The following is a 22,062-nucleotide window of genomic DNA, read 5'->3' as shown; positions in this document are numbered from 1 at the left end:
ACCACCCGCATGCGAGGTGAACCATGAAGTCCAGAATCGCAGTGACGACCGCCGCGCTGCTGTTGCCGCTCGTGTCCGGAGCGGCGGGCAAGGCGCCCGCGAAGCCCGCCGCCGCGGAGAAGAAGCCCGTGGAGGCCACCTACCACGGCACCACCGTGACGGACCCGTACCAGTGGATGGAGTCCGCGACCGACCCCCAGGTGCAGCAGTGGACCGACGCGCAGAACGCGTTCACGCGCGCGTACCTGGACAAGCTCCCGGGCCGCGAGCCCCTGCGCCAGCGCATCACGGAGCTCCTGTCCTGGAAGTCGCCCTCCTACGGCGGCCTGGACGAACAGGGCGGCACGCTCCTGGGGCTGAAGTTCCAGCCGCCCAAGCAGCAGCCCACGCTCATCGTGGTGGGTTCGCTGGACGACACGTCGAAGGAGCGCGTGCTGGTGGACCCCACGGTCGTGGACACGTCCGGCAAGACGACCATCGACTGGTTCCAGTTGTCGCACGACGGCAAGAAGGTCGCCGTGTCCATGTCCAAGGGCGGCACGGAGAGCGGTGACGTGACGGTGTGGGACGTGGCGTCCGCGAAGGCGATGCCCAACGAGCTGGTCCCCCGCGTCAACGGCGGCACGGCGGGCGGCAGCCTGGCGTGGAACGCGCAGGGCACGGGCTTCTTCTACACGCGCTATCCGCGCGGCGAGGAGCGCCCACCGGTGGACCGCGAGGTGTACCAGCAGGTGTACTTCCACGCGCTGGGCACGCCCACGGAGAAGGACACGTACGCGCTGGGCAAGGACTTCCCGCGCATCGCGATGACGGACCTGGAGTCCAGCGACGACGGTCAGTACACCTTCGCGCGCGTGGCCAACGGCGACGGCGGCGAGTTCGACCTGTACCTGCACGGCCCCAAGGGCACGTGGACGCAGGTGGCGAAGTACGCGGACAAGGTGGTGGCGGCGCGCTTCGGCAGCGACGGCGCGGCGTACCTGCTCAGCCGCAAGGACGCGTCGCGCGGCAAGGTGCTGCGCCTGCCGCTGGCCACGCCCACGCTGGACAAGGCGACCGTGGTCGTCCCCGAGGGCAAGGCGACGGTGCAGGCCGTGGTGCCGACGAAGAGCCGCCTGTACCTGCTGGAGCAGTTGGGGGGCCCCTCGCAGTTGCGCATGGTGGACCTGACGGGCAAGGAGCTGGGGCTGGTGCCCACGCTGCCGGTGTCGGCGGTGGGCGGCCTGGTGCGCCAGGGCGCGGACGACCTGCTCATCGTCAACGGGAGCTTCACCCAGCCGGCCGCGTGGTTCCGCTACTCGGCGGCGGACAACAAGCTCACGAAGACGGCGCTGGCGCGCACGGCGCCCATCGACATGAGCGACGTGGAGGTGGTGCGCACGGAGGCCACTTCGAAGGACGGCACCAAGGTGCCGCTCACCATCCTGAAGAAGAAGGGCACGAAGCTGAACGGGAACAACCCCACGCTGCTCACCGGCTACGGCGGCTTCAACGTGTCCATCAACCCGGGCTACAGCCCGCTGACGGGCATGTGGCTGGAGCAGGGCGGCGTGTTCGCGGTGGCGAACCTGCGCGGCGGTTCCGAGTTCGGCGAGGAGTGGCACAAGGCCGGCTCGCTCACGAACAAGCAGAACGTGTTCGACGACTTCTACGCGTGCGCGAAGCTGCTGGTGGCCCAGAAGTACACGCAGCCGAAGAAGCTGGCCATCCAGGGCGGCAGCAACGGCGGCCTGCTGATGGGCGCGGCCCTGACGCAGCACCCGGAGCAGTACGGCGCGGTGGTGGCGCGCGTGGGCATCTACGACATGCTGCGCACGGAGCTGACGCCCAACGGCCAGTTCAACGTCACGGAGTACGGCTCGGTGAAGGACCCGGAGCAGTTCAAGGCGCTGTATGGCTATTCGCCGGTGCACCGCGTGAAGGACGGGACGAAGTACCCGCCGGTGCTCTTCACCTCCGGGGCCAATGACCCGCGCGTGGATCCGTTCCACTCGCGCAAGATGGTGGCCCGGATGCAGGCGGCGTCGGCGTCCCCCAAGCCCATCCTGCTGCGCGCCAACGCGGAGACGGGCCACGGCATGGGCACGCCGCTGTCCGCGCGCATCGAGGAGGAGGTGGACGTCTACTCCTTCGTCTTCAACGAGCTGGGCATGACGTACAAGCCCAACGCGACGAAGAAGGTCTCCGCGCCCTCGCCGCAGTAGCCGTGCTTCTCTTCACGCCCGTCTCCGGAGCCCCGAGGCCTGGAGACGGGCGTTTCTTCTTCCGCGTTTCGTGGCAGCCTGCCGCCCCATGAGCCCGCTCATCCCCTACTTCGTTCTGTCGCCCATCGTCGCGGGCGGCCTGGTCTGGTGGTCGCTCACCCGCCTTGGCAAGAAGCGGAACGCGCGCGCGAAGGGGTCGCTGGACGCGGTGGTGACGCGGCTGCGCGGGCAGAAGGCCCCGGGCGCGGTGGACCTCTTCGTCCAGGACGTGTCCTGGTCCGGGGAGACGGAGCTGTCCCCGCAGAACTGCCGCATCCGCGTGGTGATGGGCGGCCGTGACGCCGCCGGCATCCCCCCGCGCTTCGAGGTGGAGAGCGCGCCGGGAGCGCCCCGCCCGCCCGCGGACGTGCTCGCTGCGCTGCGCGTGCTGGATGCGCAGGCGACGGAAGCGTTGAAGGGCGGCGGCTGGAGCTGGCAGCGGCCCACGGTGAGCTTCGAACCGGCGGCGTAGCCCCGCGAACGCAAGGCCGGCGATTCGGATGACGGGGCGAGGAGCGCAGTGCCAGCATGCGCCGTATGTCCTCGCCCCTCTTCGACTCCCTCGACACGCCCGCCGCCATCGTGGACCTGGACCGCGTGGAGCGGAACCTCCAGCGCGTCGCGACCTATGCGCGCGAGCACGGCCTGCGCTGGCGTCCCCACACGAAGACGCACAAGACGGCGGAGCTGGGCGCGATGCAGGTCGCGGCGGGAGCCTCCGGCGTCACGGTGGCCACCCTCCTGGAAGCCGAGGTCATGGCGTCCGTGTCCGACGACGTGTTGCTCGCGTATCCGCCGGTGGGCGCGCGCAAGCTGGCGCGGCTGATGGCCCTGCCCTCGCGCATGAGGCTCACCGTGGCGCTCGACTCCCTTGAAGTGCTGGAGGGGCTGGCGCGAGCGGCGCGGGATGCCGGGCGCACCGTGGGCGTGCTCGTGGAGGTGGACCTGGGCATGCGCCGCGTGGGGCTGCGCACGCCGGATGAAGCCTTGGCCCTGGCGCGCGCGGCGGCGTCCATGTCTGGGGTTGCGTTTCGCGGGCTGACCTTCTACGCGGGCCACATCCGCGTCCCGCAGGCGGAGCTGCCCGCCGTGATGCAGGCGCAGTCCGATGCGGTCACGACGTTCGTGGACGCGTTGAAGGCCGCGGGTCTGCCGCCGGAGGTGGTCAGTGGCGGCTCCACGCCGACGCTCTGGCAATCCCATACGGTGAAGGGCCTCACGGAGATCCGCCCCGGCCTCAACGCGCTGAACGACCGCAACGCCGCGGTCATCGGCGCGTGTGATTGGACGGAGTGCGCCTACTCCGTACTGGCCACCGTCGTGAGCACGGCCGTGCCGGGCCAGGTGGTCATCGACGCGGGAGCCAAGGCGCTGGTGAAGGAGGAAGGGCTGGCGCCGGGCTATGGCGTCGTGCTGGACCGGCCGGAGGTCGTGGTGAAGAACCTGTCGGAGGAGCACGGCCTCTTGGACGTGTCCGGCACGACGTGGCGCCCGCGCATCGGCGAGCGGGTGCGTGTGGTGCCCAACCATGTCTGTGTTTCCGTCCCCCAGCATCCGCGACTGCACGTCGTGCGGGGTGACACGCAGGTGGCGACATGGGAGGTCACAGCGCGGGGCTGGTGACAGGCCGTACCGCCCCAGCGTGCAGCCAGGTTGTCATCCACTGGTCCGCGCGCTGCCACTGGCAGAGGGGATGCCGCTGACGGTGCCATGTCTAGCATTTCGCCGGTCGCCGGAACGACTTCCGGCGGGGAGGCGGCATGCATAAGGCAAAGGGCTTTTCTGTCACGGCGGCCATCGGCGCATTGTTCCTGGGAGCACCCGCGGCGCTCGCGTCGGACAGGGAGGCGCTCGACGCCCGGCTCCAGCAAGCGAAGCCGGTCGAATGCGACGTCCAGTGTGGCGACGTCATCACCCAGCACACGAAGCTCACGCATGACCTCTCCTGCCCGGGCACGGACGAGCCCGCACTCCGCATCGAAGGGGATGGCATCGTCCTCGACCTGGGTGGCCACACCGTGCGCCGCTCGAGTCCGGTCCGGCAAGACACCCTGGGCATCGTGGTCACCGGCACCAGCATGGTGCGCAACGGCACGATTCGCGGGTTCGCAAGAGGCATCCAGACCGAGGGAGTCGACTCCCTGCGGGTGCACAAGCTCACGTTCGCGGTCAACGGCACCGCCATCTACAACTTCTTCTCCACCACCTCCTTCCTCGTCACGAATTCGCGGTTCATCGGCAATGACGTCGGGCTCGGAAGCGAGATCGACGCATCCCTCGGTTCGTTCGACGTGAGGTCGAGCCACTTCGAGAACAACCGCCTCGGCATCTACCTGGATACCCATGCGGCCGACGTCCTCGATTCAACCTTCACGGGGAACAAAGTCGGCATCTACTGCTTCGCCGGCAGTGCCCGCGTCCGGTCGAGCGTCTTCGCGCGGAATGACGCCGTCGCTTCCACGACCGTGCCCATCGGGGGCCGGGATATCTGCGAACGGTTCCGCTTCGAGAACACGCTCATCGCGAACAACGCGTCGTTCGCTCCCACGGAGACGCCCATCTGGAACGTGGTCCAGCTCGACATGATCAACAACTGGATCGTGGGCAATGACAATGGGCTGACAGCCGGCTCATTCCAGGTCTACATCCAGGGCAACACCTTCTGGGACAATGCGGGCGGGCTGACCCTGGAAGACACGCCCATCGTCAGCCTCCCGCAGACCGGCATCGTCCGCGCCAACCGGTTCCTCCGGAACAACGGTGACGGCCTCCGCGTCCTCCCGGCCAGTACGCCCACGGTGCTGGGCAACGTGGCCCTGGGCAACACGGGCTGGGGCATCCACGCGCCTACCGCCTTCGACGGGGGCGGCAACGTCGCGCGGAACAACGGCGCCGGCAACTGCGAGGGCGTCACCTGCGCCCCCTACTGACCGCGCCACACGCTCAGGGGATGCGCTTCAACTCCTGCGTGAGCAGCTCCTCCAGGTGCCGGATGTTCCGGTAGACGAGGCACCGGTAGCTGGACACGTCGAAGCGCAATTCCTTCACGTCGCGCACCAGCATCAGGGTGGGCTTGCCGCGTCCCCAGGCATAGCCCACCTCCAGATAGACATTGGGGTTCGCCAGCGACAGGTCCGCGATGACGACCTTCGCGGTGTCGATGCGGTCCCGGATGCGCTGGATGATGGGCCCGTCGAAGACGGCCTGGTCCACCCGCTCGCACAGGAGCCCCGCCGCCTTCACGGGGTGAAGGATGCCGTAGTGGTAGGTGTCCTCCAGCTCCTGCGCGAAGGGCATCGCCACGAACGCATGGGGCTTCTCTTGGGAGTTCGCGCCCGCGGAAGCCATGGACGGCGCCTGGACGAAGCGCGACGTCCGCCGCACGCGGAAGCCCGTGGCCCCCATCAGCGGCTCCACTCCCGGCGTGAGCCCCAGCCCCAGCGCCAATGCCTTTCGCAGCCGCTCCACCCGCTTGGGGTTCAGCTCCACCACCGTGATGCGCTCCAGGTCGCGAGGGCCGCTGCCCCGCTGGAACGCGTCCACGAAACCACCCACCAGGGCCAGCACGGCCTCGTCCTCGTCCAGCCCGTAGTTGGGACCGTGCACCGTGCACGCGAGGTGACGCACCTCATGCCGTGGCTCCAGCAGTTGGAGCGCGCGCACGGCGAACTGGCGGATCTCGTGGTAGCCGAACTGTCTCAGGCGCACCGTGCCCAGGAAGAGCACCCACGGGGCGCCCAGAGTCCGGCGCGACTCGATGAAGCGGTGGTCCCCCGGGAGCAGGTCGAAGGCGTCCATGGCCACGCCCGCTGCCTCCAGCCGGCGCGCCACCGCGCCGTCCGCCCCGTGGAAGCCCTGCGCGTACTTCAGCAGCACGGCGTCCGCGGCCGTCTCTCCCACGTCCCCCAGGTCCACCACGACGTCCAGCGTGTCTCCCATGGGCCCGGGACTGTAGGGCGTACCGGTCCGGCCACGCCATCCCCGGCGTCCACCCCGCCGTGGCGGGTGGGATGAACACAGACGTGGCGAACGTCCGTCAATCCCTGTTCAATGACTCCTCCTGGCCGCCTGGCTGTCTTTCAGGCCGCCTCCACGCCGCCTGTGAAGCGCTTCACAGTTTCCGCGAGGACGGGCCGGTAGCATTCGCGCACCATGTCCCTGTTCGCGCGCCTGCAGGCCCTGCTGTCCGCCCACCCGTCCGCCCCGGCTCCGGCGGCCGGACAGTCGCCCGCGGCCTCCTCGGCGCACCCGGTGGCGACCGGCGCCCAGGCGGAGGCGGAAGGCGCCCCCGCGCCGCCGCCCGTCTGCACACGCTACCTGCCCGCGGGCCAGGTGGTGGTGCGCGAGGGCGACCCGGGACACTCCATGTTCGTGGTGCTGGAGGGCCGCGTCGCGGTGCTTCGCGGCGGCGAACCCGGCGGCAACACGGAGGTCGGCCGCCTGGGGGCCGGCGAGTTCTTCGGGGAGCTGGCGCTGCTCACCGGCACGCAGCGCACCGCGACCATCGTGACGGTGGAGGACGCCGTGCTGCTGGAGCTCACCCAGGCCGGCGTCCGGGAGCTGGGCAAGGACTACGGCGTGAAGGGCGAACAGATGCAGGTCGCCGCCCGGGAGCGCCTGCTCGCGGACGCGCTGCGCAGCAACCCGCTCATCGCCGCCCTGCCCCCGGAGGTGCAGCACGAGCTGGGAGACTCGTTCGTCCCCTGCACCGTCCCCGCCGGTGAGACGCTGCTCACCCGAGGCCAGCCAGGGGACGCGCTCTACGTCCTCATCCGGGGCCAGTGCGAGGTCTTCCACACGCACAGCGACGGCCGCCAGTCCGCCTATCCCAAGCTGGAGGAAGGCGCCCTGTTCGGGGAGATCTCCCTGCTGCGCAGCCGGCTGGCCACCGCCACCGTGCGCACCGTGACGCCCTGCACGCTGCTCAAGCTGGAGCGCGAGGTGTTCAGGAAGGCCTTCCTGGGCCAGCCCGACCTGCGCGGCGCGCTGGTGCGCCTGGGCCTGGAGCGGCTCAAGCACACCATGGAAGTCATGGGCGAAGCGAAGTAGTCCGCCGTCCTCCGCGAGCGTCTGTCTTTACCGCAACGCCTTCCGGGCACCGGTGGACCAGAGCGCCCAGGCCATCAGCACGGGCTGGAAGAACAGCCGCGCCAGGCGCTTGCGGTCCGTATCCAGACCGAACGCGGAGAGGCGCTTGTCGTACTGATGCAGGTTGCCGGGGAAGACCGCCGCGAAGAAGGCCGCCAGTCTCAGCCCCAGGGGAACCCGGTGGCGCTTGTCGAAGAGCAGCGACAGCCCGAGGCCGATCTCCACCACGCCGGAGAGCAGGACGACGAGGTCCTTGTCCATGGGCACCCAGTCCGGCACCTGCGCCTGGAATGGTCCGCGCGCGAAGGAGAGATGCCCCGCGCCGGCCCCGACCATGAACGAGCCCAACACGCCGCGCCCCACGTTCTGCAAAGGTGTCGTCCTGGCTTCCTGAAGCACGGTCCGCCTCCGTCCCGGTTCAATCCCAATCACCGAAAGGTGGGGTGGCGAACTGGCGGGTGCAAGACAGGGGTGAGGCCGCCTCCACGCCAGGGGGACGGGCGAGAGGGCACGAATCACCTCCGCCGCGCGGCATCCTCCAGGTAGGCGCGCACCACGGGCATGAGCGGCAGGCGCAGCGCGGTCTCCACGTCGAGCCACCGGGCCCACACCACCTCGCGCTGGTCGAGCACGAGCCGGGGCTCCGCGGCGAGCTCCAGCTCGACGAAGTGGCACAGGTCCCGCTTGAACTCGTCCGTGTGACGCAGCTCGCACACGACGCGCAGACTCGAGGCCGGCACGTGCAGCCCCACCTCCTCGCGCAGCTCCCGGGCGCCCGTCTCTTCCGGAGACTCGCCGCGGTGCCGGCCGCCGCCCGGCAACGAGAAGGCCTGCTTGTAGGAGTTCTGCAGCAGCAACACCTCACGCCCCCGCCACACCCCCACGAGCGTGCCCTCCGTGCGCGGACGGCGCACGAACCACCACGCGAGCGCCAGGTGATAGGCGCCGCGGTAGGCCACGCGCATGACGGAATCAATCGGGGTGCTCATGCCGCCGAGGCTACCCGGCCACGGCAGGGCCGGAGGAACCCGTGTTAAAGTGGAAGACATGGGAAACATAGGTCCAGTCGGCAACCGGAGTGTCTCGCTCCCCGTGTCCAACCCGGTGACGGAGGCCCGTCCGGCGGCTCCAGCCGCCTCCACGGCTCCGGCCGCGCCCGCACGCACGCCACGGCAGGTGGCGCTGCAACAGGATGGCTTCGAGGGCCCCCGCGCTCCGGCCCCGGTGAACCTGACGGGCGCGGGCGGTCCGGCGCCGATGGGGCAGCGCGAGCGGGCGCTGGAGGTGGTGCGGCAGGCGCCCCCGGGTTCGGTGGGCGCGGCCATCCGCCCGCTGCTGTCCGGCGCGATGCAGGCGATGGGCGCGGTGGGCTACGCGGCAGGTGCTGCGCCGGGCGCGGCGGCCCTGGGCGTGGAGGGCATGGCCCAGTCCCAGATGGCCCCCCACCTGCTCCAGCGGATGCAGGAGCAGGCACGCGCGGGACAGGCCGCGGGACGCGAGGCGGCGGCGGGCCAGGTGGGTGACTTCTACGAGGCGAACCGCGAGCTGCTCAACCGGCCCGCGACGCCCTCCAACATCTGGGAGTTCGCGATGCGCGAGACCGCGTTCTTCCGGCAGCAGCCGCTGGGGGTAAGCATGGCGGCGTCGCTGATGAGCGGCGAGACCCGCGCGCACCTCATCGCGGGCAGCGCGCTCCTGCAGCGCATCCTGCCTTAGCCAGTCATCGCGACCGGCATCAGCCGTGGATCAGCTCCCCGGCCTCCAGCATCGCGATGAACTTCTCCAGCCGCCGCGCGCGCGTCTCCGGCTTCTTCGCGTCGTGGAGCCGGAAGAGGATGGCGAAACGGTTGGCGCCCTTGAGCGTGGCGAAGGCCGCCTTCGCCTTCGGGTTCTTCTCCAGCGCGAGCGTCAGGTCCTCCGGCACCTCCATGGTCTTCTGCCCCGCGTACGCCGCCTCCCAGCGGCCATCCGCGCGCGCGGCCTCCACCTCGCGCAGGCCCGCGGGCTTCATGCGTCCGGCGGCGACCAGGGTCTCCACCTTGCCGCAGTTGATCTTCGACCACTTGCTGCGCGGCTTGCGCGGCGTGAAGCGCTGGAGCCAGTACTCCGAGTCGAGCGCGCCCTTCTGCCCGTCGATCCAGCCGTAGCAGAGCGCCACCTCCAGCGCCTGCGCGTACGTCACGGACGGGATGCCGGACTCCAACTTGGCGAGCTTCACCCAGACCCCCGGCGAGTCGACGTGGTTCTTCTCCAGCCACTTCTCCCACGCCTTCTCCGACGCGAAGGGCACGACGGGGAGCTCCTGCTTCGCCTTCGCCTTCATGCGGTCCAACACCTTTCCCTGCCCCCTGGCTCGCGCCGGGTTCATGACAATCCCACTCTACCGGCGGAAGGCGGCCCGGGCGGAAGCGGTTATGAACCACGCCATGGATGATTCCACCCACGCCCGTCCGCCGAACGCCGTGCCGCCCTCGCTCGCCCGCGTGGCCTTCCACGCCGTGGCGGCCGGGCTCACCCCGCTCATCCCCGTGCCCTTCCTGGACGACTACGCCCTGCGCCAGGTGCGCGAGCAGTCCGTGCGCGACCAGCTCAAGGACAAGGGCCTCAAAGCCCCGGACAAGGCCGTGGCGGTGCTCGCCGGCTCATACGAAGCGCGCGGCCTGGGCGGACGGCTGGTGTCCTACCTCAAGGCCGTGGCCCTCTTCCCCGTGCGAAAGGTGTTCCGCAAGGTCTTCTTCGTCCTCTGGGTGAAGGACTGCGTGGACCTGACGAGCGTGTGCCTGCACCACGGCTACCTGCTGCACCACGCGCTGGAGCGAGGCGACCTGGACGCGGCCTCGCTCCAGGGGGACGCGCCCCGCAGGGTGCAGGCCGCCATCGTCGCCGCCTGCTCGGAGATGGACGCCCGCCCCATCAACCAGGCCCTGCGCCGGCTCTTCCGCGGCAGCCGGGTGCTGATGGCCGAGGCCACCCGCGCCTTCCTGGATCCGAAGCGCGGCGGCGCCCGCGTGCCCGACCCGAAGGACGAGAGCGCGGAGGTGCGGTCCCTCACGGACCGGCTCCTCCAGGAGATGTGGGACGAGCGCGGCTACTTCACCGCGCTGGAGGCCCACTACGACAAGCACCTGAAGCGCGGCCCCATGCCCGAGCAGCCCCGGGCCGCGACGGGCACCTGAAGCCAGACGGCGCCAGGGCTCAGGGCACCGGCGCGGCGGCGGTCTCCAGCGGCGCGCGGATGCGGGCGGAGAAGTCGTCCCGCCCCTGCGCGGCCAGCGCTCGCGCGTTGATGTGGTAGCGCTGGCGGACCTGCTCCAGCGGCACGTCCGTGTCGATGATGCCCAGCTCGTACGCGAGCGCGTCCGAGAACGCCGGCATCAGCGTGCGGTGGTCGTACGGCACGTCCTTCGTGGCCACCTTCTCGAAGTGGTGCACCAGGTTGGTGGTGCAGTTGCTGGTGAGCGTGTCGTAGAACTCCGGCTGCGTGTGCAGCCCGTTCATCCGCCGCACCATGTCCATGAAGAACGCGGTGATGCGCTCCTTCGACGCGTTCACCGGATACACATACACGTCGTCATGGCGGAAGTTGGAGCGCAGTTGCACCAGGTCCCGCTCGTCGCCCACGACGTAGGTGAGCTCGAAGCGGCGGAACAGCCCCCCCAGCGCGGAGAAGGTCTCCCCCTGCTCGCGCCGCACCTCCACGGAGAACACCACGTGGCGGCCGTCCTGGAAGCCGAAGCTCACCATCGTGTGCGCGGCGCCATAGAAGCCGGAGAACGGCTCCACGATGAACGACGCGTCCGTGAGTGCGTCCGTGTCGTAGGTGGCCGTGTACCAGGCGGGGTCCCAGTCCGTGGTGCTGCGGTAGCGGAAGTCGCGCACGTCGTGGAGCGTCACCTGCGTCCCGGCCACCTCCGCCCATGGCGCCCGCGACAGGTCCGGCGCCCAGTCCCGCGTGTTGGAGGGCTGGAACGTCCGCACCCACCCGTACACGGACAGGCAGCCCAGGAGCATCACCGCCACGCCCCAGCGCCGCGAACGCCACCGCCAGGCCGCCACCGCCAGGGCCACCAGGGCCCCCGCCACGAGGCTCCGGGCCCCGTGCGGCCCCTCCGGCCCCGTCCCCGTCAGGGCCAGGGCCAGCGAGGCCCAGGCGCCCCCCAGGAGGAGCACGAGCCCCGACACGGCGTTCTTCCAGATGCGCATGCGGCCGAGTATCCGCGCCCCGTGCCGCTCGTGTCACGGAGGCGGCTTCCGGGGGCGGTCCCGGCGGGCGGCCGGGCGCGGATCCCCCCTCCCGGGAAGGACCGGGATTTGTCGCAACCGCCTACCTTGACCGCTTTTCCCTGGGTGTGCGACGAAAGGGGGGTCCCCAGCTTCCAGGAGTCACACCCCATGAGCGACGAGCGCGAAGACACGACCGTTTACAAGGTCGTCGTGAACCACGAAGAGCAGTACTCCATCTGGCCCGCGGACCGTGAGAACGCGCTGGGCTGGAAGGACGCCGGCAAGCAGGGCCTGAAGGCCGAGTGCCTGGAGTACATCAAGGAGGTCTGGACGGACATGCGTCCCCTGAGCCTCCGCAAGAAGATGGAAGAGGACGCGGCCCGCAACAAGAACTGAAGGCCGCGTGCGCTTCCCACCACGCCCTCCCCGCTTCAACGGGGAGGGTGGGCCGGCCCCGCTAGAGGTCCGGCGGAGGCCTGACGCCCAGGTGGCAGGCGCGCAGGGCGAGCTGGGTGCGGTTCTCCGCGCCCAGCTTGCGGTAGAGCTGCGTGACGTGTGACTTCACCGTGCGCTCCGCGATTTGCAGGTGCGCGGCGATCTTCAGGTTGTCCGCCCCGCCCGCCACGTACTGGAGCACCTCGCGCTCGCGCTGCGTGAGCAGCAACAGGACGCTCGCCGTGGGTGACGTCACCGGCGGGTGCTCGAAGTCGTTGCGCAGGAGCTGCACCGGGAAGAGGCGCTCCCCCCGCACCAGCGATTGGACCGCGGAGGACACCGCGTTCACGCCCAGCCCCGCGCGGAAGAGATACCCGGAGGCCCCTTCGTCGAAGCACTGGGAGATGACCTCCGGCGTGCTCACCGCGGACAGCAGCAGCATGCGCACTTCCAGCCGGCGCTTGCGGGCCTCGCGCAGCAGGTTGAGCCCCTCCGTCACGGAGCACCCGATGGCGGCCTCGCCGTCGCTCTCCACGTCCAGGATGGCCACCTGCGGTGGATCCGTCCCGAGCCCGTCCAGGAAGCCGCGCACGTCGCGCGTCACCGAAGTGGAATGACCCTCACCCCGAAGCCCGTCGGAAAGGCCCTGCCAGGCCGCCCACGGTCCTTCGAGAATCGAAATTCGAACTGCCGATTGATTCGCTGCCATGCGATGGCCCCCCAGCCGTCGTGGCGAATTGCTTTCAATGCTACCTGTCGACTTCAACCTGCCCCGGAGTCGGTGGAACCGCGGCGGAACTTCCGCCTGTGCTGAGCGTGCGAGAACCGCGCTTCAACTCCATCCGGGGGTCCTGTGACTGCTGCCCTGCGGACTGCGTCTGCGACTGCCGAACTGGCCCGTCCGGGCCGAACCTCCTTTTTCGTTTCAAGCAAATCCAGCCAACCGAGACCCTAACATCATCCAAGGCCTCTTGCGAACGGACCCGAGCAGGACTGTCAATTGCGCACGGAACGCATGGAAATCCAGGGCCTCGTCCGTCAGGTCGTGATCGCTGTCAGCCCAGGGACATACGTCCCGCGTCCAGATTCGGATGTTTTCATCGGTGTTTCGTCCCATGCCCGGGCGAGGCCCCGGCATGCATGGAGATGGCGCGTCCTGGATGGCAAGGGCGTATGCTGTGCGTCCCGCGCGCATGACTCCCTCCGCCCCCGCACCCCATGTCGACGTCGCCACGCCCGAGCGGGTGGCCCTGTCCCTGCCCGTGGCCGGCATCGGCTACCGCTGTCTCGCGTGGCTGGTGGACGCGAGCCTGCTGTTCTTCTTCTGGGTGGCGCTCTACTTCGTCATCACCCTGCTGGTGTCCGACGTGCTGGGGGCCTTCCAGGCGCTGTCGGGGCTCACGCAGACACTGCTCGCGGTGGGCCTCTTCGCCACGCAATGGCTGTACTGGACGCTGGCGGAGGTCTTCTTCCATGGACAGACACCCGGCAAGCGGGTGCTGCGCATCCGCGTGGTGCGAGAGGATGGCTCGCCGGTGGGCTTCTTCGAAAGCGCGGTGAGGAACCTCTGCCGTGCCGTGGACTTCCTGCCAGTGCTCTACGCCACCGGCTGCATCACCATGCTGCTGGACTCACGCCACCGCCGGTTGGGAGACATGCTCGCCGGCACCGTGCTGGTGCGCGAGGAGGCCATCGACCTGGACAAGTACACGCAGGCGCCCGCGGTGGACGCGCCAGACGCGGGCGCGCACCGCCCCCTGGACGCGGAGGACGTGGAGCTGGTGCTGGCGTTCCTGTCGCGCGCGCCCGGCCTGGAGCCGGAGGTGCGGCGGCGGCTGGGCGCGCGGCTGGTGGACCGCGTGGGCGCGTCCCTGACGGACGAGGAGCGCGCGCGGGTGCTCCAGTCGCCGGAGGCCACGGAGGCCTTCCTGCGCACGCGCGCGAAGGCGGTCCACTGACATGGCCGCGCCCCTGCCCACGTTCGTCACGCGGCGCCGGCCGGACTGGGACGCGCTCCAGGCGCTGCTGACGCGCCAGCGCGCGGGCCGCTTGAGCCTGGCGGAGCTGCGCACGCTGGACACGCTGTACCGGCGCGCGGCCGCGGACCTGGCGCGGGCGCAGACGTTCTATCCGGGCACGGACGCGCACCGCTTCCTCAACCAACTGTGCGCGCGGGCGTATGGCGCCATCTACCAGCCGCCGCGCGAGCGCTGGGCCTCCACGCGCGACTTCTTCCGCCGGGACTTCCCCGCCACCCTGCGCCGCGAGGCGCGCTTCGTGGGCGTGAGCGCGGGCCTGCTGGTGCTGGGGCTGCTATTGGGCGCGCTGGTGGTGACGCTGGAGCCGCGCGGCGCGGAGCTGCTGGTGCCGGAGGGCGTGCGGCGTTACGTGGCGCAGGGGCGCATGTGGACGGATGACCTGCTGTCCGTGGCGCCGCCCAACGCCGTGGCCTCCGGCATCGCGACCAACAACCTCACCGTGACGCTGTTCGCGTTCGCGTCCGGCATCCTGCTGGGCGTGGGGCCCATCTTCACGCTCGTGAACAACGGTGTGCTCATTGGCGCGGTGGGGGCGCTGTGCTTCCGCGAGGGCATGGCCGCGGGCTTCCTGGACTTCATCGCCGCGCACGGGCCCGTGGAGCTGTCCATCATCGTCATCGCGGGCGGCGCGGGGCTGATGGTGGGCCAGGCGCTCATCGACCCCGGCGAACTGCCGCGCGCGCAGGCGCTCCAGGCGCGCGGGCGTGAAGCCGTGAAGCTGGTGGTGGGCTGCGCGCCCTTCCTGGCCGGCATCGGCTTCGTGGAGGGCTTCATCTCCCCGGGCCACCTGTTCCCCACCTGGGCCAAGGTGGGGCTGGGCCTGTCGCTGGGAGCCCTCTTCTGGCTCTACCTGTTGCGCGCGGGCAGGACGGACGCGGGCGTGGCGCGCGAGGACGTGCCGGACGCCATGGCCTCCAGCCGCTTGCGCTGACGGTGCTTGAGGATGCGCTCGTACGCGTCGTTGACCTCGCGCATCTGCTCCGCGGAGCCGCCCCGGTCCGGGTGCCGCTCCAGGGCCAGCGCGTGGAAGCGCGCGCGAATCACGTCCGGCGAATCCAGCGGCGACACGCCCAGCGTCTGGTACGGGCACTGCTCCTGGACGGCGGAGAGCCACTTGTCCAGCCGGTCCTTCACCTCCACGAAGCGCGCGTCCGCGTCCGAGGTGTCCTTCACCGGGTGCGTGCGCATCTTCGCGTCCGCGCGGAACACCTCGCTGTAGGTGCTGGACACCCAGCGGTGGCACGAACCGCACCGGTAGTACTTCACCCGGGTTCCGGGCTGGAGTGTCATCATCACGCCGCAGTGGGTGCACTCCACCGTGACGTTCTCCAGTGTCTGCCAGCTCGCGACCGCCGCACCCATGGTGACTTCGACCTCCGTTCGCAACACGCCTGTAGCACCGGCAAACTCCCACAGCGGCGGATCCCGTCAAGAAAATGTCGCGCACGACCCGGGGGGTGGCCCCGGTGCGCTGCCGGGCTTCCCGGGTTTCGGGTAGAACGAGCCCCATGCGACCGCTCCTCGCCGCCGCCCTGCTCCTGACCGCCGCCGCGCACGCCCAGGCCCCGTCGGCCTCCCCGGCCGTGGCGCCCAAGGCCGCCCCGAAGGCCGACAAGGCCCCCGCGGAGCGCGCCGCCCCCGCGCGGCCCCCGGTGGATGCCGGCGCCGCCGACGTCTCCCTCCTGAGGGGTCTGCTGTGGGCGGCGGAGCCCGCGCCGGAGGAGATCCGCGCGCTCGCCATCGAGGACCTGGCGCTCCTGGGCGACCCGCGCGCCCTGGACCCGCTGGCCGCGTTCATCTGGGACCCGAACCCGCGCATCCAGCAGGCCGCGCTGCGCGCGGTGGCCCTCTTCCAGCACCGCCGCGCGGAGGAGATCCTGGGCAACGTCGTGCGCCACCCGCGCCTGCCGGACGCCCTGAAGATTCAAGCGCTGAGCGGGCTGCTCTACCAGCGCACGCAGACCGCACGCCGGGTGGTGCAGGACGTGGCCGCGGACAGCCGCGTGGGCTACGCGGTGCAGAACGCCGCGCGCTCGGTGGCGTCGCAGTGGGAGGCCGCCCCGGCCGCCGCGCCCTGAAACACGCCTGCCTGTCTGCCCTCCGGGCCTGACGCCCCGCCCGGGCCGATTCCTGGAGTGCGCGCGTGTATGGGTTAGACTGGGGCGCATGAAGATCACCCCCCTCGACATCCGGCAGAAGCGCTTCGAGACGGTGATGCGCGGCTTCGCGCGTCCCGAAGTGGGCGCGTACCTGGAGCTGATCGCCGGCGAGTTCGAGGAGGTGGTGAAGGAGAACATCGCGCTCAAGGAGGAGCTGAAGCGCACGCAGGCGCGGCTCGAGCAGCATCAGGAGCGCGAGCGCACCCTCCAGGAGACGATGGTCACCGCCCAGCGCATCAGCGAGGACCTGAAGGACGCCGCGAAGAAGGAAGCGGAGATCATCATCGCGGACGCGGAGCACCAGGCGGAGAAGATCGTCCACGGCGCCCACCAACGGCTGGTGCAGGTGGTGGAGGACATCAACGAGCTCAAGCGCCAGCGCACCCAGTTCGAGTCGCAGGTGCGCTCCGTGGTGGAGGCCCACCGCAAGCTGCTGGAGACGTTCGCCGCGCCCACCTTCGCGGACCGCGACTACGCGCGCGTGGAGGACAACGTCGCGTTCCTGTCGCAGAAGAAGGCCACCTCCAACGACTAGCGTCACGCGCATGACCGCCCCCTGGATCAAGGCCATACCCGCCGGGGTGGAGCTGACGGTGCTCGTCCAGCCGCGCGCGTCCCGCACCAAGGTGGTGGGCGAGCATGACGGCCAGCTTAAAATCCAGCTCGCCGCGCCGCCCGTGGATGGTGAAGCGAATGCGGCCCTGGTGGAATTCATCGCCAAAACGCTGGGCGTGCCGCGTCGCCAGGTGACACTCGTGGCGGGTGACACGTCGCGCCGTAAGCGATTGAGGGTGGAAGGGGTTGATGCGGCGGCGGCCGAGGCTGTTATCTCTGGTGGACCGTGAGGCCACGCATGCTCCGCCTGTTCGCCTTCTTGATGATGCTGCTGGCCTCGCCGGGCGTGTTCGCGCAGGAGGAAGGCCCCCGGGGCATCCACGCCACGGAGGCCGTCGTCACGGACGCCGCGCTCGTGCCCCACGCCCGCCCGGCCATCGTCGCGGGGGAGCTGAAGACGCAGCGCTTCGTCATCCTCCACACCGCGAAGGCGGCGGGCGCGGCCCGGGCCCTGGCCGGGCAGATTGAAGGCGTGCGGGACGCCTTCGGCGCGATGCTGGGGCGCGACTGGCCGGGCACCACTGAAATCCGCCTGGGCGTGGGCCGCCAGGAGTTCGAGGCGCTGGCGCTCCCCGGTGGCAAGCCTCCGGGCTGGGCCGTGGCGCTCGCCTACCCCGGGCATCAGATCATCCTGCTGGACGCGCTCAGCCTGAGCGACTCGGAGGGCCCCACCACGCTGCGGCACGAGCTGGCGCACGTGGCGCTGGGCCAGCTCGCGAAGGACTGGCCGCGCTGGTTCCAGGAGGGCGTGGCGCAGAACCTCACCGACGAGCGCTTCTCCGTCGCCCACTACAGCGCCCTCTTCCGCGCGGTGACCCAGGAGCGCGTCTTCCACTTCGAGGACCTGTCCGACGAGTGGCCGGACGTGCCCGCGGACGTCGAAATCGCCTACGCCCAGAGCGCCGCCTTCGTGGCCTTCCTCACCGGCAAGCACGGCGCGCACGCCATGGGCCTGCTGGTGGACGGCGTGCGCGCGGGTGAGCCCTTCGAGCAGGCCTTCGGCAAGGCCTTCCGCACGTCGCTGCTGCTGGAGGAGCAGGACTGGCGCGAGGGGCTCGCGGCCCGCTACGGCTGGCTGCCGCTCACCACCAGCTCCGCGCTCCTGTGGCTCACGGCCTCCATCCTGTGCGTGGCCGCCTTCGCGCGCCGCATGCGCCAGAAGGCCGCCCGCATGACGGAGCTGGCCGCGGAGGACGCCGCCGAGGACGCCGCGCTGCGCCTGCTCGCCGCCGCCCGCGCCGCGGGGCCCGTCCCCGTGGACGGCGCCGAGCCGCTGTCCCCCGCCCTCCCCTGGCCGGAGTGGCCCGCCGCCACCCCGCCCGCCGCCCCGCCCAATCCGTCCGCGCCCAGCCAGCCGGAGGCCCTGGAGGGCGCGCCGGAGACGTTGGAGTCGGGCGCGGGCCATCCGGAGGGCCCGGACGGGATGGACGGGGATGACGAGGAGCTGGAGTCCCCCAGCGGCGAGTACGAGCTGGACGGCGAGGCCCCGTCGGGCCGCCCGCCCAAGCCGACGCTCCACTGAGAGGCGCGGCGTTCCCAGGCAGGGAAGGTTCTTCCCCTGCCCCCCGCCTTTCAACACCCGCCCCGTAGGATTTACGTCCTCCGGCCACCCTTCAGGGCAGCCCCATTGCCCAAGTGGGCGATTTCACTGGGGACCGGCAACCGTCTGGCGTTGGCAAAGCCCTTGCTATGTCTTTGCTCGCGATGCGGACGACAACGGACATGGCGGCGGAGCGGGGACGGAAGAAGGCCGGGGCGGCCCGGGTCTTCAGCAAGCAGCCGGAGCGCATCGCGGCCCTGTGGCGGCGGATGCGGCTGGCGGCGCACGAGGGCCAGGGCGTTCCGGGCCCCAGCCTGCTGGACGGACTGGTGGAGCCCTTCGTCCGGGAGCTGGGGCTGACGCTGGAGGGCGTGGAGTCCAGCCCCTGGAGCCGCACCCGCGCGGTGCTGCGCCTGGCGCCGGAGCGTGGCGCGCGCGCCCTGCATGACGAGTTCGCACTGCTGCGGCGGTGCCTGGTGGACGCCCTGGAGGTGCTGGGCGGTGGAGACGCGGAGCGCCAGCGCATCAACAGCGCGCTCGACGAGGCCGTGGACAGCGCGGTGGCGCTGCTCCAGCGGATGGCGGACCCGAAGGCGGATGGGCCCCGGGTGCCGTTCGGCGGTCTGGTGGTGGAGTACTTCGAGCGGCCGTCCCACGCGCGCCGGGCCCCCATGGGCCGCCGCGACGAGCGGTCCGCCATGCATTGAGAGGATTGGGTTTAAAGGTTTGCCGATCCGTCCGGCTTGACACTCCTCATTGAGGAAGGGTCCGGGGGCTGGCGGGAGGGAGCGCTGTCATGGATGGGGGTCCGTGACGCGCCTTGAGGGTGCGAGTTCCTGCTCGGGGGAGCGGTGAGCCGCACACAGTCGAACGCCGGAACGTGTGGATGGGGGTCCGCGCGCTCCGCCGGTCGGACGGATCGGCATGTTTTGTCGGGGGGATTGGGGATGGGGCAGCGGGAGGGCGCCTACGGGGGTGGGCGCTCTCCCGCGTTTTTTCGTGCTCAGTGCGCGTCCGCCCAGCTCTTCCCCGCGCCCACCTCCACCTTGAGCGGCACCTTCAGCTCGGCGACGGAGGCCATGCTCTTCACGGCCAGGGCCTTCACGGCCTCCACCTCCGCGTCCGGCGCCTCGAAGAGCAGTTCGTCGTGCACCTGCAGGAGCACGCGCGTCTTCAGCTTCTGCTCCTTGAGCGCGGCGTCCACGGCCAGCATGGCCTTCTTCATCAGGTCCGCGGCGGTGCCCTGGATGGGCATGTTGATGGCGGCGCGCTCGGCGGCCTGGGCCACCGCCCGGTTCTTGGAGAGCAGGTCCCCCATCAGGCGGCGGCGGCCGTAGAGCGTCTCCACGTAGCCCACCTTGCGCGCCTTCTCCACGGTGTCCTCCAGGTACTGGCGGATGCCCGCGTACCGGGTGAAGTACCGCTCGATGACGTCGCGCGCGTTCTCCTGGGAGATGCCCAGGCGCGTGGACAGGCCGTGCGCGGACAGGCCGTAGGCGATGCCGAAGTTCACCGTCTTCGCCACGCGGCGCTGCTCGCGGTCCACGTCCTTGGGGTCCACGCCGAAGATCTCCGCCGCCGTGCGGCTGTGGATGTCCTCGTCGTTGCGGAAGGCCTCGATGAGCACCGGGTCCTCCGCGATGTGCGCCAACAGCCGCAGCTCAATCTGCGAGTAGTCCGCGCTCACCAGTTGGTGCCCCGCGTCCGCCACGAAGGCGCGGCGGATCTCCCGCCCCAGCTCCGTGCGGATGGGGATGTTCTGGAGGTTCGGGTCGGACGAGGACAGCCGGCCGGTGGCGGTGGCCGCCTGGTGGTACGTGGTGTGGATGCGCCCGTCCTTCGCCACCAGCGTGGGCAGCGTGTCCAGGTAGGTGCTCTTGAGCTTGGACAGGCCCCGGTATTCGATCAGCGCGCGCGCGAGCACGCTGTGGTGCTCCTCCGCCAGCTTCTCCAGCACCTCCTGGTCCGTGGACGGGCCCGTCTTGCCGCGCTTGAGGATGGGCAGCTTCTGCTCCTCGTAGAGCACCTGCGCCAGTTGCGGGTTGGAGCCCAGGTTGAAGGCGTGGCCCGCGGCCTGGTGGCACTCGGCCTCCTTCGCCTTCACCTCCACGTCCACGCGCTCGGACGTGCGGCCCAGCTCCGCCACGTCCAGCTTCACGCCCTCGCGCTCCATGCGCGCGAGCACGGGCAGCAGCGGCAGCTCCAGCGTGCGCGCCAGCTCCGCGAGCCCGCCCAGCTCCAGCTCCTTCCACAGCTCCGGCGCCAGCCTGCGCGCCGCGTCCGCGCGCACCGCGTACGCCGCGGCCACCTCCTCCGGCCCGTGGTCCGCCAGCGGCCGCCCCTTCTTGCCCTCCACCGACGCGGGCAGCGCGGGCAGCTCCGAGCGCAGCCGCTCCCGCGCCAGGTCCGCCAGCGCGTGCTCCCGGCGCGACGGGTTGAGCAGGTAGCTCAAGAGCTCCACGTCGTCGTGCGCGCCCTCCAGCGTCAGCCCCTCATTGGCCAGCACCAGCGTGAGCGCCTTGAGGTCGTGTCCGCCCTTCTTCACCGCCGCGTCCGCCACGACGTCCTTCATCACCGAGGTGAAGGCCGCCACCGGCACCTGGGTGGCGCCCAGTTGCTGGTGGCGCAGCGGCACGTAGCGCGTGGAGCCGTCCGGCAGCGCCACGCCCAGGCCCACCAGGGGCGCCGCGAAGGGCATGCCCTCGAAGGCGGGCACCAGCGTGAGGGCCCCGGCCGCCTTCGCCGCGTCCGCCAGCGCCTTCAGCTCCGCCTCGGTGGTGACCAGCGTGGTGGTGGTGGCGAGCGGCGCCACGTCCGGCCGGGCCGGGGCCTCCTCCGCGGGCAGGTCGCGCAGGAGCGCGTAGAACTCCAGCTCCGTGAACAGGTCCCTGGCGCGCGTGGCGTCCGGCGCGCGGCGGACCAGGTCGTCCAGCTTCACGTTGAGCGCCAGCCCGGTGTTGAACGTGACGAGCTGCTTGGCGCGCGTCAGGCTCTCGCGGTGGGACTCCAGCGCCGCGCGGATCTTCGGCTTCTTCACCTCCTCCACGCGCGCGAGCAGCGTCTCCACGTCGCCGAACTGGTGGAGCAGCTCCACCGCCGTCTTGTCGCCCACGCCGGGCACCTTGGCGACGTTGTCCACCGCGTCGCCCACCAGGGCCAGGAAGTCGCGAACCTGCCCGGGCAGGATGCCCATCTTCTCCTGCACGTCCGCGACGCCGATGCGCTTGTTCTTCGCGGGGTCGAAGAGGGTGATGTCCTCGTCGACGATCTGCATGAAGTCCTTGTCGCTGGTGATGACCAGGACCTGGAAGCCCTCCGCCTTCGCCTGCATCGCCAGCGTGCCAATGACGTCGTCCGCCTCCCAGCCCTCCGCGTCCAGCGAGGGCAGGTTCAGCACGTCACCCACCTTGCGGATGAGCGGGAACTGGGGCGTCAGGTCCTCCGGCGGCGCCTTGCGGTTCGCCTTGTACGTGGGGTCGATCTTCTGACGCTCCACGCGGCCGGACTTGTCGAACGCCAGCGCCACGTGCGTGGGCTTCAGCTCCTGCAGGGCCTTGAGCACCATGCGGGTGAAGCCCAGCACCGCGTTGGTGGGCACCCCCTTGCTCGTCGTGAGCGGGGGGATGGCGTGATAGGCGCGGAAGATGAAGCCAGAGGCGTCGAAGAGCGCCAGGCGGCGCTCGGAGCGCGGGGGGCTGGTGTCGGCCATCCCCCGTCCC

General features: G+C 70.7%; 23 protein-coding genes. 15 read left to right on the top strand and 8 right to left on the bottom strand.

Going from position 1 to position 22,062, the window contains the following annotated elements:
• Nucleotides 1-23: 23 nt before the first annotated feature.
• From K8612_RS11830 to K8612_RS11815, 4 genes are all read left to right on the top strand, one after another.
• Nucleotides 24-2,204 (top strand): prolyl oligopeptidase family protein, encoded by a 2,181-nt coding sequence (locus K8612_RS11830; RefSeq protein WP_223762340.1) that lies wholly within the window; start codon nucleotides 24-26, stop codon nucleotides 2,202-2,204.
• An 88-nt stretch (nucleotides 2,205-2,292) separates the two neighbouring features.
• A complete protein-coding gene (locus K8612_RS11825) occupies nucleotides 2,293-2,715 on the top strand; it encodes a hypothetical protein (protein ID WP_223741356.1) in 423 nt (140 codons plus the stop codon).
• 56 nt (nucleotides 2,716-2,771) lie between these two features.
• Nucleotides 2,772-3,866, top strand: coding sequence for an alanine racemase (locus tag K8612_RS11820; protein ID WP_223762339.1), 1,095 nt, complete (start codon nucleotides 2,772-2,774; stop codon nucleotides 3,864-3,866).
• A 137-nt stretch (nucleotides 3,867-4,003) separates the two neighbouring features.
• Nucleotides 4,004-5,173 carry a right-handed parallel beta-helix repeat-containing protein gene (locus K8612_RS11815; protein WP_223762338.1) on the top strand — a complete coding sequence of 390 codons (1,170 nt, stop codon included), beginning with the start codon at nucleotides 4,004-4,006 and terminating at the stop codon, nucleotides 5,171-5,173.
• A gap of 13 nt (nucleotides 5,174-5,186) precedes the next feature.
• Here the strand turns inward: K8612_RS11815 and K8612_RS11810 are convergent, their stop codons facing one another.
• Nucleotides 5,187-6,182 (bottom strand): hypothetical protein, encoded by a 996-nt coding sequence (locus K8612_RS11810; RefSeq protein WP_223762337.1) that lies wholly within the window; start codon nucleotides 6,180-6,182, stop codon nucleotides 5,187-5,189.
• 213 nt (nucleotides 6,183-6,395) lie between these two features.
• On the opposite strand from K8612_RS11810, the gene K8612_RS11805 reads away from it, so the two are divergent.
• Nucleotides 6,396-7,292, top strand: coding sequence for a cyclic nucleotide-binding domain-containing protein (locus K8612_RS11805; protein ID WP_223741352.1), 897 nt, complete (start codon nucleotides 6,396-6,398; stop codon nucleotides 7,290-7,292).
• Nucleotides 7,293-7,319: 27 nt separating this feature from the next.
• On the opposite strand, the gene K8612_RS11800 is transcribed toward K8612_RS11805, so the two are convergent.
• Nucleotides 7,320-7,730 carry a hypothetical protein gene (locus K8612_RS11800; protein WP_223762336.1) on the bottom strand — a complete coding sequence of 137 codons (411 nt, stop codon included), beginning with the start codon at nucleotides 7,728-7,730 and terminating at the stop codon, nucleotides 7,320-7,322.
• A 116-nt stretch (nucleotides 7,731-7,846) separates the two neighbouring features.
• Complete coding sequence (locus K8612_RS11795) at nucleotides 7,847-8,296, bottom strand: NUDIX hydrolase (RefSeq protein ID WP_223762335.1); 450 nt, start codon at nucleotides 8,294-8,296, stop codon at nucleotides 7,847-7,849.
• 127 nt (nucleotides 8,297-8,423) lie between these two features.
• Between K8612_RS11795 and K8612_RS11790 the strand changes: the two genes are divergently transcribed.
• Nucleotides 8,424-9,047 (top strand): hypothetical protein, encoded by a 624-nt coding sequence (locus K8612_RS11790; protein WP_223762334.1) that lies wholly within the window; start codon nucleotides 8,424-8,426, stop codon nucleotides 9,045-9,047.
• 19 nt (nucleotides 9,048-9,066) lie between these two features.
• On the opposite strand, the gene K8612_RS11785 is transcribed toward K8612_RS11790, so the two are convergent.
• Nucleotides 9,067-9,699, bottom strand: coding sequence for a YdeI family protein (locus K8612_RS11785; RefSeq protein ID WP_223741349.1), 633 nt, complete (start codon nucleotides 9,697-9,699; stop codon nucleotides 9,067-9,069).
• A gap of 58 nt (nucleotides 9,700-9,757) precedes the next feature.
• Between K8612_RS11785 and K8612_RS11780 the strand changes: the two genes are divergently transcribed.
• On the top strand, nucleotides 9,758-10,507 hold the full coding sequence (locus K8612_RS11780) for a hypothetical protein (RefSeq protein WP_223762333.1): 750 nt from the start codon (nucleotides 9,758-9,760) through the stop codon (nucleotides 10,505-10,507).
• 19 nt (nucleotides 10,508-10,526) lie between these two features.
• Here K8612_RS11780 and K8612_RS11775 read toward each other — a convergent pair whose 3' ends face one another.
• Nucleotides 10,527-11,534, bottom strand: a complete 1,008-nt coding sequence (locus K8612_RS11775; RefSeq protein ID WP_223762332.1) for a DUF4105 domain-containing protein — start codon at nucleotides 11,532-11,534, stop codon at nucleotides 10,527-10,529.
• A 189-nt stretch (nucleotides 11,535-11,723) separates the two neighbouring features.
• Between K8612_RS11775 and K8612_RS11770 the strand changes: the two genes are divergently transcribed.
• Nucleotides 11,724-11,951 carry an MbtH family protein gene (locus tag K8612_RS11770; RefSeq protein ID WP_014397734.1) on the top strand — a complete coding sequence of 76 codons (228 nt, stop codon included), beginning with the start codon at nucleotides 11,724-11,726 and terminating at the stop codon, nucleotides 11,949-11,951.
• A 61-nt stretch (nucleotides 11,952-12,012) separates the two neighbouring features.
• Here K8612_RS11770 and fruA read toward each other — a convergent pair whose 3' ends face one another.
• The gene (fruA, locus tag K8612_RS11765) at nucleotides 12,013-12,699 is read right to left on the bottom strand and encodes a response regulator transcription factor FruA (protein ID WP_043321786.1); all 687 of its coding nucleotides are present in this window, start codon (nucleotides 12,697-12,699) and stop codon (nucleotides 12,013-12,015) included.
• 484 nt (nucleotides 12,700-13,183) lie between these two features.
• Between fruA and K8612_RS11760 the strand changes: the two genes are divergently transcribed.
• Together K8612_RS11760 and K8612_RS11755 are read left to right on the top strand one after the other, a co-directional pair.
• Nucleotides 13,184-13,948: an RDD family protein gene (locus K8612_RS11760; RefSeq protein WP_223741346.1), complete on the top strand. Its 765-nt coding sequence runs from the start codon at nucleotides 13,184-13,186 to the stop codon at nucleotides 13,946-13,948.
• Between the two features lies 1 nt (nucleotide 13,949).
• On the top strand, nucleotides 13,950-14,960 hold the full coding sequence (locus K8612_RS11755; protein ID WP_223741345.1) for a stage II sporulation protein M: 1,011 nt from the start codon (nucleotides 13,950-13,952) through the stop codon (nucleotides 14,958-14,960).
• Here K8612_RS11755 and K8612_RS11750 read toward each other — a convergent pair.
• Nucleotides 14,876-15,391 carry a J domain-containing protein gene (locus K8612_RS11750; protein WP_223741344.1) on the bottom strand — a complete coding sequence of 172 codons (516 nt, stop codon included), beginning with the start codon at nucleotides 15,389-15,391 and terminating at the stop codon, nucleotides 14,876-14,878. The genes K8612_RS11755 and K8612_RS11750 overlap by 85 nt on opposite strands.
• A gap of 146 nt (nucleotides 15,392-15,537) precedes the next feature.
• Between K8612_RS11750 and K8612_RS11745 the strand changes: the two genes are divergently transcribed.
• The 5 genes from K8612_RS11745 to K8612_RS11725 all read left to right on the top strand — a co-directional run bounded on the left by K8612_RS11745 (nucleotide 15,538) and on the right by K8612_RS11725 (nucleotide 19,050).
• A complete protein-coding gene (locus K8612_RS11745) occupies nucleotides 15,538-16,107 on the top strand; it encodes a HEAT repeat domain-containing protein (RefSeq protein WP_223762331.1) in 570 nt (189 codons plus the stop codon).
• Between the two features lie 88 nt (nucleotides 16,108-16,195).
• A complete protein-coding gene (locus K8612_RS11740) occupies nucleotides 16,196-16,723 on the top strand; it encodes a DivIVA domain-containing protein (protein ID WP_014397740.1) in 528 nt (175 codons plus the stop codon).
• Nucleotides 16,724-16,733: 10 nt separating this feature from the next.
• Nucleotides 16,734-17,033, top strand: a complete 300-nt coding sequence (locus K8612_RS11735) for a DUF167 domain-containing protein (RefSeq protein ID WP_223762330.1) — start codon at nucleotides 16,734-16,736, stop codon at nucleotides 17,031-17,033.
• 8 nt (nucleotides 17,034-17,041) lie between these two features.
• Nucleotides 17,042-18,325, top strand: a complete 1,284-nt coding sequence (locus tag K8612_RS11730) for a peptidase MA family metallohydrolase (RefSeq protein WP_223762329.1) — start codon at nucleotides 17,042-17,044, stop codon at nucleotides 18,323-18,325.
• A 182-nt stretch (nucleotides 18,326-18,507) separates the two neighbouring features.
• Entirely contained in the window at nucleotides 18,508-19,050 is a 543-nt protein-coding gene (locus K8612_RS11725; RefSeq protein WP_223741340.1) for a hypothetical protein, read from the top strand.
• A 296-nt stretch (nucleotides 19,051-19,346) separates the two neighbouring features.
• Here the strand turns inward: K8612_RS11725 and polA are convergent, their stop codons facing one another.
• A complete protein-coding gene (polA, locus tag K8612_RS11720) occupies nucleotides 19,347-22,052 on the bottom strand; it encodes a DNA polymerase I (protein WP_223762328.1) in 2,706 nt (901 codons plus the stop codon).
• Nucleotides 22,053-22,062: the final 10 nt, after the last annotated feature.

This window comes from Corallococcus sp. AS-1-6 (genome assembly GCF_020037015.1).
In the GTDB taxonomy this organism is placed as follows: domain Bacteria; phylum Myxococcota; class Myxococcia; order Myxococcales; family Myxococcaceae; genus Corallococcus.
The sequence above is the reverse complement of the archived record's forward strand: the minus strand, read 5'-3'. Positions and strand labels throughout refer to the sequence as shown.

Coding starts and splice junctions, on each gene's coding strand:
- K8612_RS11760 (WP_223741346.1), top strand. CDS start 13,184: ATGACTCCCTCCGCCCCCGCACCCCATGTCGACGTCGCCACGCCCGAG.
- K8612_RS11810 (WP_223762337.1), bottom strand. CDS start 6,182: ATGGGAGACACGCTGGACGTCGTGGTGGACCTGGGGGACGTGGGAGAG.
- K8612_RS11770 (WP_014397734.1), top strand. CDS start 11,724: ATGAGCGACGAGCGCGAAGACACGACCGTTTACAAGGTCGTCGTGAAC.
- K8612_RS11795 (WP_223762335.1), bottom strand. CDS start 8,296: ATGCGCGTGGCCTACCGCGGCGCCTATCACCTGGCGCTCGCGTGGTGG.
- K8612_RS11755 (WP_223741345.1), top strand. CDS start 13,950: ATGGCCGCGCCCCTGCCCACGTTCGTCACGCGGCGCCGGCCGGACTGG.
- K8612_RS11780 (WP_223762333.1), top strand. CDS start 9,758: ATGGATGATTCCACCCACGCCCGTCCGCCGAACGCCGTGCCGCCCTCG.
- polA (WP_223762328.1), bottom strand. CDS start 22,052: ATGGCCGACACCAGCCCCCCGCGCTCCGAGCGCCGCCTGGCGCTCTTC.
- K8612_RS11825 (WP_223741356.1), top strand. CDS start 2,293: ATGAGCCCGCTCATCCCCTACTTCGTTCTGTCGCCCATCGTCGCGGGC.
- K8612_RS11805 (WP_223741352.1), top strand. CDS start 6,396: ATGTCCCTGTTCGCGCGCCTGCAGGCCCTGCTGTCCGCCCACCCGTCC.
- K8612_RS11745 (WP_223762331.1), top strand. CDS start 15,538: ATGCGACCGCTCCTCGCCGCCGCCCTGCTCCTGACCGCCGCCGCGCAC.
- K8612_RS11750 (WP_223741344.1), bottom strand. CDS start 15,391: ATGGGTGCGGCGGTCGCGAGCTGGCAGACACTGGAGAACGTCACGGTG.
- K8612_RS11725 (WP_223741340.1), top strand. CDS start 18,508: ATGCGGACGACAACGGACATGGCGGCGGAGCGGGGACGGAAGAAGGCC.
- K8612_RS11830 (WP_223762340.1), top strand. CDS start 24: ATGAAGTCCAGAATCGCAGTGACGACCGCCGCGCTGCTGTTGCCGCTC.
- fruA (WP_043321786.1), bottom strand. CDS start 12,699: ATGGCAGCGAATCAATCGGCAGTTCGAATTTCGATTCTCGAAGGACCG.
- K8612_RS11735 (WP_223762330.1), top strand. CDS start 16,734: ATGACCGCCCCCTGGATCAAGGCCATACCCGCCGGGGTGGAGCTGACG.
- K8612_RS11775 (WP_223762332.1), bottom strand. CDS start 11,534: ATGCGCATCTGGAAGAACGCCGTGTCGGGGCTCGTGCTCCTCCTGGGG.
- K8612_RS11815 (WP_223762338.1), top strand. CDS start 4,004: ATGCATAAGGCAAAGGGCTTTTCTGTCACGGCGGCCATCGGCGCATTG.
- K8612_RS11785 (WP_223741349.1), bottom strand. CDS start 9,699: ATGAACCCGGCGCGAGCCAGGGGGCAGGGAAAGGTGTTGGACCGCATG.
- K8612_RS11820 (WP_223762339.1), top strand. CDS start 2,772: ATGCGCCGTATGTCCTCGCCCCTCTTCGACTCCCTCGACACGCCCGCC.
- K8612_RS11740 (WP_014397740.1), top strand. CDS start 16,196: ATGAAGATCACCCCCCTCGACATCCGGCAGAAGCGCTTCGAGACGGTG.
- K8612_RS11730 (WP_223762329.1), top strand. CDS start 17,042: ATGCTCCGCCTGTTCGCCTTCTTGATGATGCTGCTGGCCTCGCCGGGC.